Origin of the sequence: Paenirhodobacter populi (assembly GCF_004022215.1) — a bacterium.
Classification (GTDB): Bacteria; Pseudomonadota; Alphaproteobacteria; order Rhodobacterales; family Rhodobacteraceae; genus Rhodobacter; species Rhodobacter populi.
The window spans coordinates 1-12,981 of record NZ_SAUZ01000023.1 but is presented as its reverse complement, the minus strand read 5'-3'; the positions used below and the strand labels follow the sequence as shown (position 1 = coordinate 12,981).

At 67.5% G+C, this 12,981-nt stretch carries 12 protein-coding genes; 10 read left to right on the top strand and 2 right to left on the bottom strand.

The genetic code is table 11. The features are described from left to right. Positions 1 to 6 precede the first annotated feature (6 nt). Both D2T30_RS17585 and D2T30_RS17580 read left to right on the top strand, forming a co-directional pair. Positions 7 to 1,503, top strand: a complete 1,497-nt coding sequence (locus D2T30_RS17585; RefSeq protein WP_128209964.1) for an aldehyde dehydrogenase family protein — start codon at positions 7 to 9, stop codon at positions 1,501 to 1,503. Beyond that, entirely contained in the window at positions 1,503 to 3,104 is a 1,602-nt protein-coding gene (locus tag D2T30_RS17580; RefSeq protein WP_128209963.1) for a GMC family oxidoreductase, read from the top strand. The genes D2T30_RS17585 and D2T30_RS17580 overlap by 1 nt, the downstream gene beginning before the upstream one ends. A 158-nt stretch (positions 3,105 to 3,262) precedes the next feature. Here the strand turns inward: D2T30_RS17580 and D2T30_RS17575 are convergent, their stop codons facing one another. Then, complete coding sequence (locus tag D2T30_RS17575; RefSeq protein WP_128209962.1) at positions 3,263 to 4,081, bottom strand: aldo/keto reductase; 819 nt, start codon at positions 4,079 to 4,081, stop codon at positions 3,263 to 3,265. Positions 4,082 to 4,193: 112 nt separating this feature from the next. Here D2T30_RS17575 and D2T30_RS17570 point away from each other — a divergent pair, with 112 nt between their 5' ends. Next, positions 4,194 to 5,765 carry an acyl CoA:acetate/3-ketoacid CoA transferase gene (locus D2T30_RS17570; protein ID WP_128209961.1) on the top strand — a complete coding sequence of 524 codons (1,572 nt, stop codon included), beginning with the start codon at positions 4,194 to 4,196 and terminating at the stop codon, positions 5,763 to 5,765. Then, on the top strand, positions 5,762 to 6,544 hold the full coding sequence (locus D2T30_RS17565; RefSeq protein ID WP_128209960.1) for an enoyl-CoA hydratase/isomerase family protein: 783 nt from the start codon (positions 5,762 to 5,764) through the stop codon (positions 6,542 to 6,544). The genes D2T30_RS17570 and D2T30_RS17565 overlap by 4 nt, the downstream gene beginning before the upstream one ends. A 282-nt stretch (positions 6,545 to 6,826) precedes the next feature. Here D2T30_RS17565 and D2T30_RS17560 read toward each other — a convergent pair whose 3' ends face one another. Then, positions 6,827 to 7,843 carry an aldo/keto reductase gene (locus D2T30_RS17560; protein WP_128209959.1) on the bottom strand — a complete coding sequence of 339 codons (1,017 nt, stop codon included), beginning with the start codon at positions 7,841 to 7,843 and terminating at the stop codon, positions 6,827 to 6,829. 150 nt (positions 7,844 to 7,993) lie between these two features. Here D2T30_RS17560 and D2T30_RS17555 point away from each other — a divergent pair, with 150 nt between their 5' ends. The 6 genes from D2T30_RS17555 to D2T30_RS17530 all read left to right on the top strand — a co-directional run. Continuing rightward, the gene (locus D2T30_RS17555) at positions 7,994 to 9,136 is read left to right on the top strand and encodes an acyl-CoA dehydrogenase family protein (protein WP_128182945.1); all 1,143 of its coding nucleotides are present in this window, start codon (positions 7,994 to 7,996) and stop codon (positions 9,134 to 9,136) included. Then, on the top strand, positions 9,133 to 9,900 hold the full coding sequence (locus D2T30_RS17550; protein ID WP_128209958.1) for a 3-ketoacyl-ACP reductase: 768 nt from the start codon (positions 9,133 to 9,135) through the stop codon (positions 9,898 to 9,900). The genes D2T30_RS17555 and D2T30_RS17550 overlap by 4 nt, the downstream gene beginning before the upstream one ends. A 9-nt stretch (positions 9,901 to 9,909) precedes the next feature. After that, the gene (locus D2T30_RS17545; protein WP_128209957.1) at positions 9,910 to 11,058 is read left to right on the top strand and encodes a dihydrodipicolinate synthase family protein; all 1,149 of its coding nucleotides are present in this window, start codon (positions 9,910 to 9,912) and stop codon (positions 11,056 to 11,058) included. Between the two features lies 1 nt (position 11,059). Next, positions 11,060 to 11,917: a sugar phosphate isomerase/epimerase family protein gene (locus D2T30_RS17540; protein WP_128209956.1), complete on the top strand. Its 858-nt coding sequence runs from the start codon at positions 11,060 to 11,062 to the stop codon at positions 11,915 to 11,917. 20 nt (positions 11,918 to 11,937) lie between these two features. Beyond that, positions 11,938 to 12,696, top strand: a complete 759-nt coding sequence (locus D2T30_RS17535) for an electron transfer flavoprotein subunit beta/FixA family protein (protein WP_128209955.1) — start codon at positions 11,938 to 11,940, stop codon at positions 12,694 to 12,696. Beyond that, on the top strand, positions 12,696 to 12,981 hold a 286-nt coding region (locus tag D2T30_RS17530), incomplete at its 3' end, for an adenine nucleotide alpha hydrolase family protein (protein WP_459076652.1). The genes D2T30_RS17535 and D2T30_RS17530, both read left to right, overlap by 1 nt.

Below are 12,981 nucleotides of genomic sequence, written 5' to 3'. Positions count from 1 at the left end.
TCCGAAATGGACAAGATCACCAAAACCGCCGCCCTGCCGGAATCCGCGCGCGAATTCGGCTTTTACGTCGACGGCGCATGGCGCGGCGGACGGCCGCTGTTCGAGCGCCTGTCGCCCGGCCATGGCGTGCCGGTGACGCTGATCCCGAAATGCACCGTCGAGGATCTGAACGAAGCCGTCGCCGCCGCCCGCCGCGCGTTCGAGGACCGGAGCTGGGCGGGCCTGTCGGGGGCCGACCGCGCCGGTGTGCTGTTGCGCGCGGCCGCCATCCTGCGCGAGCGGCGCGACGAGATCGCCTATTGGGAGGTCTTGGAAAACGGCAAGCCCATTGCCCAGGCGCGGGGCGAGATCGAGCATTGCATCGCCTGCTTTGAAATGGCGGCGGGCGTCGCGCGGACGCTGCATGGCGACAGCTACAATTCGCTTGGCGACAACCTCTTCGGCCTTGTGCTGCGCGAGCCGGTGGGCGTCGTCGGCCTGATCACGCCGTGGAACTTCCCCTTCCTGCTGTTGTGCGAAAGGGTGCCGTTCATCCTCGCCTCGGGCTGCACCATCGTGGCGAAACCCTCCGAGGTGACCAGCGCCACGACCCTGATCCTTGCCGAAGTGCTGGAACAGGCGGGGCTGCCTGCGGGCGTCTACAACGTCGTCACCGGTTCGGGCCGGGTGATCGGGCAGGCGATGGCGGAACATCCCGATATCGACATGCTGTCCTTCACCGGCTCGACCGCGGTGGGGCGCTCCTGCGTCCATGCGGCGGCCGACAGCAATTTCAAGAAGCTCGGGCTGGAACTGGGCGGCAAGAACCCGTTCATCGTCTTTGCCGATGCGAATATCGACGACGCGGTGGATGCGGTGGCCTTCGGCATCAGCTTCAACACCGGGCAGTGCTGCGTGTCGTCGAGCCGGCTGATCGTGGAACGTTCGATCGCCGCGGAGTTCGAGCGCAAGCTCGCCGAGAAGATGGCCCGCATCCGCATCGGCGACCCGCTGGACGAGGAAACGCAGGTCGGCGCGATCACCACGGACGCGCAGAATGACACGATCCTCGGCTTCATCGCCAAGGGGCGGGAAGAGGGGGCGACGCTGGTGACCGGTGGCAATACGCTTGAGATCGGCGGCGGGCGCTACATCGCGCCGACGCTGTTTTCCGGCGTCGGCCGGGACATGGAGATCGCCCGCGAGGAGATCTTCGGCCCGGTGCTGTCGAGCTTCCATTTCGACACTCTCGAGGAGGCGATCGAGATCGCCAACGACACGATCTACGGGCTGGCGGCCTCGGTCTGGTCGCAGAACATCGAGACCGCGCTGACCGTTTCCCGCCGGGTGCGGGCCGGGCGGTTCTGGGTCAACACGATCATGGCGGGCGGGCCGGAAATGCCGCTTGGCGGGTTCAAGCAATCGGGCTGGGGCCGCGAGGCGGGGGTTTACGGCGTCGAGGAATATACCCAGATCAAATCCGTCCACATCGAATTCGGCAATCGCGCGCACTGGATCAAGTGATGGAACAGGGGTTCGATTATGTCATCGTCGGCGGCGGCTCGGCCGGCTGCGTCCTGGCGGCGCGGCTGTCGGAAAACCCGGATGTCCGCGTCTGCCTGATCGAGGCGGGCGGCAAGGATACCAACCCGCTGATCCACGTTCCCGTCGGCTTCGCCAAGATGACGACGGGGCCGCTGACCTGGGGGCTGACCACGGCGCCGCAAAAGCACGCCAACAACCGCGAGATCCTCTATGCGCAGGCGCGCGTGCTGGGGGGCGGGTCCTCGATCAACGCCGAGGTCTTCACCCGCGGCCATCCCTCGGACTACGACCGCTGGGTCGAGGAGGGGGCCGAGGGCTGGAGCTTCAACGAGGTGCTGCCCTATTTCCTGCGCTCGGAGGGGAACAACACCCTCGCGGGCGAGATGCACGGGACCGAGGGGCCGCTCGGCGTGTCGTCGCAGACCGCGCCGAACACGCTGACGCGGGCCTTCGTGCAGGCCTGTCAGGAATATGGCATCCCGTTCAACCCGGATTTCAACGGCGCGGTGCAGGAAGGGGCGGGGCCTTACCAGACCACGACCCGCAACAAACGGCGCTGTTCGGCGGCGGTGGGTTATCTGCATCCGGTTCTGGGGCGCAAGAACCTGACGCTGCTGACCGGAGCGACGGTGCTGCGGCTGGTGATCCGGGGCGGGCGCGCGACGGGGGTGGAATACACGCTCGGCAAGGACCGCCACATCCGCACTGCCACCGCGAGCCACGAGGTTCTGGTGACCTCGGGCGCGGTCGGCTCGCCGAAGTTGATGATGCTGTCGGGGATCGGCCCGGCCGACCATATCCGCGCGCATGGGATCGACGTGGTGCAGGACCTGCCGGGCGTCGGGCAGAACCTTCAGGACCATTTCGGCATCGACATCGTGGCCGAGCTGAAGGGGCATGAGAGCCTTGATAAATACAACAAGCTGCACTGGATGCTGTGGGCGGGGATGGAATATGCGCTGTTCCGCGAAGGTCCGGTGACCTCGAACGTGGTCGAGGGCGGGGCCTTCTGGTATGCCGACCGCGACCAGATGCGGCCCGACCTGCAGTTCCATTTCCTCGCCGGGGCGGGGGCGGAGGCGGGCGTGCCCTCGGTCCGCAAGGGGTCTTCGGGGATCACCCTGAACAGCTATACCCTGCGGCCGAAATCGCGCGGCACGATCACGCTGCGCTCGGCCGATCCGCGCGACCGGCCGGTGGTCGATCCGAACTTTCTGGCGGAGCCGGACGATCTGCGGGTCTCGGTCGAAGGGGTGCGCATCAGCCGCGAGATATTTTCGCAAGGGCCCCTGGCGAAATACATCCGCGAGCTGCGTTTCCCCGATGCCTCGGTCCGCAGTCAGGCCGATCTGGAGGCCTATGCCCGGCAATACGGGCGCACGTCCTATCATCCGACCTGCACCTGCAAGATCGGGCGGGACCAGATGGCCGTGGTCGATCCGCAGCTGCGGGTGCATGGGATCGACGGGCTGCGGATCTGCGACAGTTCGGTGATGCCGTCGCTGGTCGGCTCGAACACCAATGCGGCGACGATCATGATCGGTGAGAAGGCCTCGGACATGATCCGGGGGAATGCCTGAGAGGCGTTGGCGCGGGTGGAGAGGGGGGCAGGGGGTGCTGCCCCCTCGCCGGCGGAGCCCGCGGCACCCCCGGGATATTTATGGAAGAATGAAGGCAGGAAGGCTGTTTCGGGTGGATATGAGGCAAACATGGGGGCGGCGCGGGACGCCCTTTGCTTTCAGCTCCAGTCGGGTTCCTGCGGCACCCGCGCGCCCGTGACCAGACGCAGGCCCGTCGCGGTCAGCGCGTCGATCCGCGCCATCTCCGCCGGGTTGAGGGTGAAATCCATGATCTCGAAATTCGCGCGGATGTTTTCCGGCTTTGTCGACATCGTGTTCATCGCCAGACCCTTTTGCAGGATCCAGCGCAAGGCGACCTGCGCGGCGGATTTGCCGTGAGCAGCACCGATTTCCCCGAACAGCGGATACTGGAACACCGCGCCGCGCGCGAGCGAGCAGTAGGAGGACAGCGGTATCCCCGTTTCCGCCGCCGCGGCGAGAAGTTTGGTCTGGTCCAGCAGCGGATGAAATTCCACCTGATTGGTCAGGAGCGGCGCCTCGACCACTTCCCGCGCCACGCGCATCATCGCGGCATTGTAGTTCGAGACGCCGATATGCCGGGTCAGCCCAAGCTCCTGTGCTTTTTGCAGGAGCTGCAGCGAGGGTGTCACGTTTCCGCCGACCGGCGGCCAGTGCAGCAGAAGCAGATCCACCCGGTCGAGCCGCAGCGCCTTCAGGCTTGCCTCGACCGAGGGCATGAAACGGTCTTCGGCGAAATTCTCGATCCGCACCTTGGTGGTGATGAAAAGCCGGTCGCGCGGGATGCCGCAGCCTGCCAGCGTCGCGCCGGTATCGGCCTCGTTGCCATAGCCCTGCGCCGTGTCGAAGGCGCGGTAGCCGGTCTGCACCGCTGCCTCGATCGCGCGGGCCAGCGTTTCGCCCGTCAGCGGATAGGTTCCGAACCCGCGCGCGAGGCCTTGATCCACAAGATGATCCATCTCTCCCCCTCCATCGTCCGCGGGCGGAAGATTCCGTCTTGCCGCACCCTCCGAACGCCGGTAGATATGTAACCGGATAGTTACATCATGGCAATGTCGCAGGAGGAGCGCAATGTCGAAAGTCAAATCCGCGCAGGAGGCGGTCGGTCTGGTTCGTGAGGGCGCGATGGTCGCCGTCAATGCGTCTTCGGGGCTTCTGTGCCCGGATGCGGTGCTCAAGGCTTTGGGCGAGAGGTTCGAGCGCGAGGGGGCGCCAAGGGGGCTGACGACGATCCACCCGATCGCGGCGGGGGACATGTTCGGCTCGCCCGGCGTGGACCACATTGCGTTCCCGGGGATGATTTCGCGGATCATCGGCGGGTCCTACCCCTCGGGCCCGTCGAACGCCGAGCCGCCGCGCATCTGGCAACGGATTCTGGCGAACGACCTTGCGGCCTACAACCTGCCGTCGGGCGTCGTCTTCGACATGCTGCGCGAGGGCGCGGCGCAGCGGCCCGGCGTGCTGACCAAGGTGGGGATGGACACCTTCGTCGATCCGGAACTGGAAGGCGGGGCGATGAACGCGGTGGCGCGCGATGCGCCCATCGTCCGGCGCGTGGCGTTCGAGGGGGAGGACTGGCTTTACTTCCCCGCGCTGCGCCCCGATGTGGCGATCATCCGCGCGACCACGGCGGACGAGAACGGCAACCTGACCTTCGAGAACGAGGGCGCGACGCTTGGCGCGATGGAAATGGCGCTGGCCGCGCATAACTGCGGCGGGCTGGTGATCGCGCAGGTCAAGCGGGTGGCGGCGCAGGGCACGCTGAAGCCGCATGACGTGCGGGTGCCGGGGATTCTGGTCGATGTCATCGTCGAGGCGCCGGATCAGCTGCAGACCACCGCGACGGTCTACGACCCGGCGATCTCGGGCGAGATCTTCCGCCCGCTCTCCAGCTTCCAGATGGCGGCGTTCAACCCCGGCAAGGTGATTGCGCGGCGCGTCGCGCAGGAGCTGAAATCCGGCTGGGCGGTGAACATCGGCTTCGGCATCTCCGCCAACGTGCCGCGCATCCTGATCGAGGAGGGCCTGCACGGCGCGGTGACATGGGTGATCGAGCAGGGCCCGGTCGGCGGGGTGCCGCTGCTCGACTTCAAGTTCGGCTGCGCCAGCAACGCCGAGGCCTTCGTCGCCTCGCCGCATCAGTTCAGCTATTTCCAGGCGGGCGGGTTCGATTGCTCGCTGCTGTCCTTCCTTGAAATCGACGCCGAGGGCTCGGTCAATGTCAGCCGCCTCGCCGCGACGCCGCACCGCACCGCCGGGGCGGGGGGCTTCGTCGACATCACCGCGCGGGCGCGCAAGATCGTCTTTTCCGGCAATTTCAACGCCGGGGCGAAGATGCGGATCGAGGATGGCCGGCTGGTGATCGACCGCGAGGGCAAGGTGGCGAAGATCGTGCCGAAGGTGGATCAGGTCAGCTTCTCCGGTCGTCGCGCGGTGGCGCAGGGGCAGGAGGTGTCCTATGTCACCGAACGCTGCGTGCTGCGCCTGCTGCCCGAGGGGCTGACGGTGACGGAAATCGCGCCGGGCATCGACCTGCAGCGCGACGTGCTGGATCAGGCGGCGACGCCGCTGCGCGTGGCGGAGAATCTGCGGGTGATGGACGCGGCGCTGTTTGCCGAGGACCCGATGGGGCTGCGGCTGTGACCGACCCGCGGCTGGACCTGCGGATCGAGGGCGGCATCGCCCGCCTGACGATCCGGCGGGCGGACAAGCTCAACGCCCTCGATGCCGAGATGGTCGCCGCCCTGCCCGTGCTCTGTGCGCGGATCGAGCGCTCGCCCGCGCGGGTGGTGATCCTGACCGGCGCGGGGGACCGGGCCTTCTGCGCGGGGGGCGACATCGCGGCATGGTCGGCGCTCACGCCCGAGGATTTCGGGCGGTTCTGGCTGCGCGGCGGGCATGACGCCTTCGACGCGCTCGCCCGCCTGCGCCAGCCACTGATCGCGGTGCTGAACGGCTCCTGCCTCGGCGGCGGGCTGGAACTCGCCGCCTGCGCCGATTACCGGCTGGCCGAGGCGCATGTCCGCATCGGTCTGCCCGAGGCGGGCTTGGGCATCATTCCCGGCTGGTCTGGCACACAGCGCGCCGTGCGCCGCTTCGGTGCCGGCACGGTGCGGCGGATGGCGCTGTTCGGCGAGGTCTTCGGGGCCGAGGAGGCCCTGCGCCTCGGCCTCGTCGATCAGGTCGTGCCGCAGGGCGGGGGCATGGCGGCGGCCGAGGCGCTGGCGGCGCAGGTGATCGCCCGCGCCCCGCGCGCGACCGAGCTGTGCAAGATGCTGATCAACGCCGCCGAGGGCGAGGAACGGGAACGGGTTCTGGAAACCCTCGCCGGAATCGTCGCGGCGGGATCCGACGATCTGCGTGAAGGCCTCGCCGCCTTCCGCGAAAAACGCCCGACCCGCTTCGATTCGCCGGGGGATTGATCCCCGATCCCACGCCCGGGGATCCGACCGCATGCCAATATCCCACGATGCCGCGTATCGCCTTTCGTGTTTCCATAAATATCCCGGGATGAGGCGGGCAAGCCGATCTTCCGGTGGAAGATTGGCTCGCCGAATGCCCGGAACGGGCGAGGGGGCTGGCCCCCTGCCAGCCCATCCATGGGGAGTGCGATCCCGGTTTCGGAGATGCCTGCGCGTCCTTCCACTGGAAGGACGCTTGTTTCCGGCTCGCTCGCGAAAGCCATTTGTCCGGGGGCAAATACGTCAGCCCGGCACCGGCGCATCCTGCCGCAAGAGGCCGCGATCCTTCAGTGTGGTCCAGAACTCCGCGGGAATCGGATGGTTCATCCAGGCGAGGTTGTGTTCCAGTTGCCCGACCGTGCGGGTGCCCGCGCAGAAGGACGCCACCGCCGGATGCGCCACCACGAATTGCAGCGCCGCCGCCGCGAGGGGCACGTCGTGATCCGCGCAGACCTCCTCGATCTTCGCCACGCGGGTCATGATCTCCTCGGGCGCGGGGGCGTAGTTGTATTTCGCGCCGGGCTTCGCCCCCGTCGCCAGAATGCCCGAGTTGAACCCGCCCCCGACCACGACCGAGGCGCCGCGTTCCTCGCACAAAGGCAGGAATTCGTTCAGCGCGTCCTGTTCCAGCAGGGTATAGCGCCCGGCCAGCAGGAAGCCGTCGAAATCTCGTTGCTTCAGCGCCTCGTGGCAGACCTCCCATTCGTTGACGCCGACGCCGATCGCCTTGACCACCTTTTCGTCGCGCAGCCGCGCCAGCGCGCGGTAGCAGCCGTCCATCGCCTGACGGAAGACCTCGGGCTGTTCCGCGCCGCGGGTGTAGACGTCGATGTCGTGGATGAACACGATGTCGATGCGTTCGAGGCCGAGCCGTTGCAGGCTGTCCTCGAAGGACCGCATCGTGCCGTCGTAGCTGTAGTCGAATTCCATGCGGAACGCGCCCGCGTTGACCCAGGGCGCGAAATCGATGGAGCCGCGCGGCGCCGGATGCAGCACCCGGCCGACCTTGGACGACAGCACGTAATCGTCGCGGTTCTTCCAGCGCAGGGCATGGCCCGTGCGCAGTTCGGACAGGCCGTGGCCATACATCGGCGCGGTGTCGAAATAGCGCACGCCGGCCTCCCAGGCGTGGTCGAACATCGCCTCGGACGTCGCGTCGTCGATCTCGCGGAAGATGTTGCCGACGGGCGCGGTGCCGAAGGCGAAGGACGTCACCTCAAGGTCGGTGCGGCCGAATTTGTTCATGACTGCGGGTTTCATTGGTCCTCCTCCAAGTAACCATATGGTTATTGCTGGACCGCTTCCGGCGGAATTTCAAGCGACAATCGCCGATCCGCCGTTTTTCGGGCTTGACCGGAGGACGGTGGGGAAAATAAAAGTAACTGGATAGTTACATTGAGGGAGGAATCGATGTATCTCACCGAAACGCAGGAACAGGTCCGCGACATGACGCGCGCCTTCGCCGACGAGGTCATCCGCCCCGCGGCCGAGGCCTTGGATCGCGACGAACGCTTTCCGTCCGAAATCTACGACCAGATGGCCGAACTTGGCCTGTTCGGCATCGGCGTGCCCGAGGAACTGGGCGGACCCGGCTTCGACACGCTCACCTATGCCGTGGTGATGGAGGAGCTGGCGCGCGGCTACGCGAGCGTCGCCGACCAGTGCGGCCTGCTCGAACTGATCTCGACGCTGCTGGTGCGCCACGGCACCGAGGCGCAGCGCAAGATGCTGCCCGAGGTGCTGGCGATGAAGCGCAAGGTCGCCTATTGCATCACCGAGCCGGAGGCCGGGACCGATGTGTCCGGCATCCGCACCACCGCCGTTCGCGATGGCGACGGCTGGGTGCTGAACGGCGGCAAGATCTGGATCCACAACGCCCCCGTCGCCGATACCGGCTTCGTCCTTGCCCGCACGGACAAGGAGGCGGGCAACCGCGGCATGTCGATCTTCATCGTCGACCTGCATGCGGCGGGCGTCGAGCGTGGCCCCAAGGAACACAAGATGGGCCAGCGGGCGAGCCAGGTCGGCGCGCTGAACTTCACCGATGTGCGGCTCGGGGCGGATGCGCTTCTGGGCGAGCAGAACCGCGGCTTCCACATGATGATGAGCGTGCTCGACAAGGGCCGGGTGGGGATCGCCTCGCTCGCCGTGGGCATCGGGCAGGCGGGGCTTGAAGCGGCGCTGGAATACGCGGGCACCCGCAAGCAGTTCGGCAAGGCGATCGCCGAATTTCAGGGCGTGCAATGGCTGCTCGCCGACATGGCGAAGGACATCGAGGCGGCGCGGCTGCTGGTCCATTCCGCCGCGACGAAAATCGACCGGGGGCAGGACGCGACCAAGGCCTGCTCGATGGCGAAATGCTTCGCCGGTGACATGGCGGTCGCGCGCACGGCGGATGCGGTGCAGGTGTTCGGGGGCTCGGGCTATATCCGGGGCTTCGAGGTCGAAAGGCTCTACCGCGACGCCAAGATCACCCAGATCTACGAGGGCACCAACCAGATCCAGCGCATGATCATCGCGCGCGAGCTGCTGAAGAAAGGGGCCCGGGGATGAGACAGGCAGCCCTTGTCACCGGATCGTCGCGCGGCATCGGCCTCGCGGCGGCCGAGGCGCTGGCCCGCGAAGGCTTTGCCATCGCGGTGAACGGCCCCTTCGACGACGCAGAACTCCACGCCGCCGTCGCGCGGATCGCGGCGCTTGGCGTGCCGGTCTGCGCCGCGCCCTTCGACGTGACCGACATCGCCGGCCATGACGCGGCGCTGGCGCGGATCGAAGACCAGATCGGCCCGCTGACGACGCTGGTGAACAACGCGGGCGTCGGGGTGCTGCAACGCGGCGACCTGCTCGACGTCTCCGAAGCAAGCTGGGACCGCTGCCTGACCGTCAACACCAAGGCGATGTTCTTCCTCTCGCAGGCCTTCGCCCGGCGTCTGCTGACGCGCGAGCGCCCGGTCGACCTGTTCCATTCCATCGTCAACGTCACCTCGTCCAACGCGGTGGCGGTGGCGGTGCAGCGGGCGGAATACTGCGCGTCGAAAGCCGCCGCCGCGATGGTGTCGAAGGCGCTCGCCGTGCGGCTCGGGCCGGAGAACATCGCCGTCTACGACGTGCAGCCCGGCCTCATCGCCACGGAAATGACCGCCCCCGTCATCGACAGCTACCGCAAGCGCGCCGAGGAGGGGCTGACCCTCTTCCCGCGCGTCGGCCAGCCCGCCGACATGGGCGGCATCATCGCGTCGCTGGCATCGGGGCGGCTGCCCTATACCACCGGACAGGCGATCTCGGCCGACGCCGGGTTGCTGGTTCCCCGCTTCTGAGGACATGCCATGAAGATCGCACTTCCTGACACTCAGGGCCGCCTGAGCGACTATCACCTGACCGGCACGCCGATCGCCAAGGCGGTGCTGCCCGCCAATCCGGCCCGCATCGTCTATTCCGCGGCGCATGTCGTCGCCGATCCCTTCACCGCCAACGATCCTTCGGGCCGGGCGGCGGTGGATTGGGACAAGACGATGGAATTCCGCCGCTATCTGGCGGGGCTGGGCCTTGGCATCGCCGAGGCGATGGACACCGCGCAGCGCGGCATGGGGCTCGACTGGCCCGGCGCGCTGGAGCTGATCCGGCGCACCCGCGCCGAGGTTCCCGAGGCGCTCGTCGGCAACGGCTGCGGCACCGACCATCTGGACCCGGCCGATGCAAAGACGCTCGACGACGTGATCCGCGCCTATCTGGAGCAGGTCGAGGCGATCCAGTCCCTTGGCGGGCGGATCGTGCTGATGGCGAGCCGGGCGCTCGCCCGCGTCGCCACCTCGCCCGACGATTACCTGCATGTCTACGCCAAGGTTCTGGCCGCCTGCGACGAGCCGGTGATCCTGCACTGGCTGGGCGAGATGTTCGACCCGGCGCTGGCGGGCTACTGGGGATCGTCCGATTTCCCGCAGGCGCTGGAGACCGTGCTGGCGGTGATCGAACAGAACCTCGCCAAGGTCGACGGCATCAAGATGTCGCTGCTCGACAAGGACAAGGAAATCACCCTGCGCCGCCGCCTGCCCGAAGGCGTGAAGATGTATACCGGCGACGATTTCAACTATCCCGAGCTGATCGAGGGCGACGATCAGGGCTTCAGCCACGCGCTTCTGGGGATCTTCGATCCGCTGGCGCCCGCCGCGGCCTATGCCGTCAGCCGTCTGGCCGAGGGGGACAAGGCGGGCTTCCGCGCGACGCTCGACCCGACGGTGCCGCTCGCCCGCACGATCTTCCGCGCGCCGACGCAGTATTACAAGACGGGGGTGGTGTTCCTTGCATGGCTGAACGGGTTCCAGGACCATTTCATCATGCTGAACGGCCATCAGGCGATGCGCCCCTTGCCCTATTTCACCGAGATCTTCCGCCAGTCGGACGCCTGCGGCCTGCTGCGCGACCCCGATCTGGCGGTGAGCCGGATGAAGTCCCTGCTCGGGCTCTACGGAGCCTGAGATGCGGGACTTCACGAAAGACCACTCGGCGCTTGCTCTGAACACAGCAACGTTGGGCCACAACGTGGACGGCGCCGGCGCCGGGTGGTCGCCCGAACGCACGATCGACGCCTGCGCCGCGCGCGGCTATGGCGGGATCGTGTTCTGGCGGCGCGAGCTGGGCGCCCGCGCCGCCGCCATCGGCGCCCATGCCCGCGCGGCGGGGGTGGCGGTGGCGGGGCTGTGCCGCACGCCGTTCCTCGTCGGGCCGCTGGCGCCCGTGGGGGCGCAGGCGGTGATGGACGATTTCCGCGCCTCGATCGACATGGCGGCGGAGGTGGGGGCGCCGGTCCTGACCATCGTCGTCGGCGGGGTCGAGCCGGGGACGAAGGGCGTGGCGCGCAGCCTCGGTCTGGTCACGGATCGGATCGCGGCGGCGCTCGACCATGCGGCCGCGCAGGGCGTGCGGCTGGCGATCGAGCCGCTGCATCCGGTCTATGCGGGCGACCGTTCCTGCCTGACGACGCTGCGCGACGCGCTGGACATCTGCGACCGGATCGGTTCGCCGCATCTGGGGGTGGCGGTCGATGTCTATCATGTCTGGTGGGACACCGACCTGCCCGCACAGCTTGCCCGCGCCGGGGAGCGCATCCTCGGCTATCACCTGTGCGACTGGCTCGCCGGAACCCGCGACGTGCTGCTCGACCGCGGCATGATGGGCGACGGCGTGGCCGACCTGAAGGGCCTGCGCGCCGCCGTCGAGGGCGCGGGCTACGACGGCCTCTGCGAGGTCGAGATATTCTCGGCGGACAACTGGTGGAAGCGCGATCCGGACGAGGTGCTCGACACCATCGTGATGCGGTTCCGCACGGTCTGCTGATTTCAGTATCGGAGGAGAAGATGAAAGTTCTGGTCCCGGTGAAACGGGTGATCGACTATAACGTCAAGCCGCGGGTGCGCCCCGATGGCACGGGCGTCGACCTTGCGAATGTGAAGATGTCGATGAATCCGTTTGACGAGATCGCGGTGGAAGAGGCGATCCGGCTGAAGGAGAAGGGCGTCGCGTCTGAGATCGTGGTGGTGTCGATCGGGGTGAAGCAGGCGCAGGAGACGTTGCGCACGGCGATGGCGATGGGGGCGGACCGGGCTGTACTGGTTGTGGCCTCCGAGGATGCGGGCACGGATATCGAGCCGCTTGCGGTGGCGAAGATCCTCGCCGCCGTGGCCAAAGAGGAACAGCCCGGCTTGATCCTGACCGGCAAGCAGGCGATCGACAACGACATGAACGCGACGGGACAGATGCTGGCGGCGCTGCTGGGCTGGCCGCAGGCGACCTTCGCCTCGGAAATCACCGTCGAGGGCGGGAAGGCCAAGGTGACGCGCGAGGTCGATGGCGGGCTTCAGACGATCGAGGTCACGCTGCCGGCGATCGTCACCGCCGACCTGCGGCTGAACGAGCCGCGCTACGCGAGCCTGCCCAACATCATGAAGGCAAAGAAGAAACCTCTGGTTGAAAAGACCGCCGCCGATTACGGCGTCGACGTCAGCCCCCGGCTGACGGTGGTGAAGACGGCCGAGCCCGCCGGGCGCAAGGCCGGGGTCAGGGTCGGCTCGGTCGATGAGCTGGTGGCGAAACTGAAGGAAGCGGGGGCGATCTGATGGCGGTTCTTCTGATTGCGGAAGTGCAGGGCGGCGCGGTGGCGCTGGACGCGACGGCGAAGGCGCTGACGGCGGCGAAACGGCTTGGCCCGGTGACGGTTCTGGTGGCGGGGCAGGGGGTCGATGCGGCGCCGGTCGCGGCGCTCGACGGTGTGGCCAAGGTGCTGGTGGCGGACGATGCCGCCTATGCGCATGGTCTGGCCGAGCCGCTGGCCGATCTGATCGTGTCTCTGGCGGGCGACTACAGCCACATCGTCGCGCCCTCGACGGCGCTGGCGAAGAGCG

Bases quoted from the DNA above. Each gene is read 5' to 3' on its own strand.
- D2T30_RS17545 (WP_128209957.1), top strand. From the start codon at position 9,910: ATGAAGATCGCACTTCCTGACACTCAGGGCCGCCTGAGCGACTATCAC.
- D2T30_RS17580 (WP_128209963.1), top strand. From the start codon at position 1,503: ATGGAACAGGGGTTCGATTATGTCATCGTCGGCGGCGGCTCGGCCGGC.
- D2T30_RS17575 (WP_128209962.1), bottom strand. From the start codon at position 4,081: ATGGATCATCTTGTGGATCAAGGCCTCGCGCGCGGGTTCGGAACCTAT.
- D2T30_RS17550 (WP_128209958.1), top strand. From the start codon at position 9,133: ATGAGACAGGCAGCCCTTGTCACCGGATCGTCGCGCGGCATCGGCCTC.
- D2T30_RS17560 (WP_128209959.1), bottom strand. From the start codon at position 7,843: ATGAAACCCGCAGTCATGAACAAATTCGGCCGCACCGACCTTGAGGTG.
- D2T30_RS17540 (WP_128209956.1), top strand. From the start codon at position 11,060: ATGCGGGACTTCACGAAAGACCACTCGGCGCTTGCTCTGAACACAGCA.
- D2T30_RS17555 (WP_128182945.1), top strand. From the start codon at position 7,994: ATGTATCTCACCGAAACGCAGGAACAGGTCCGCGACATGACGCGCGCC.
- D2T30_RS17585 (WP_128209964.1), top strand. From the start codon at position 7: ATGGACAAGATCACCAAAACCGCCGCCCTGCCGGAATCCGCGCGCGAA.
- D2T30_RS17535 (WP_128209955.1), top strand. From the start codon at position 11,938: ATGAAAGTTCTGGTCCCGGTGAAACGGGTGATCGACTATAACGTCAAG.
- D2T30_RS17570 (WP_128209961.1), top strand. From the start codon at position 4,194: ATGTCGAAAGTCAAATCCGCGCAGGAGGCGGTCGGTCTGGTTCGTGAG.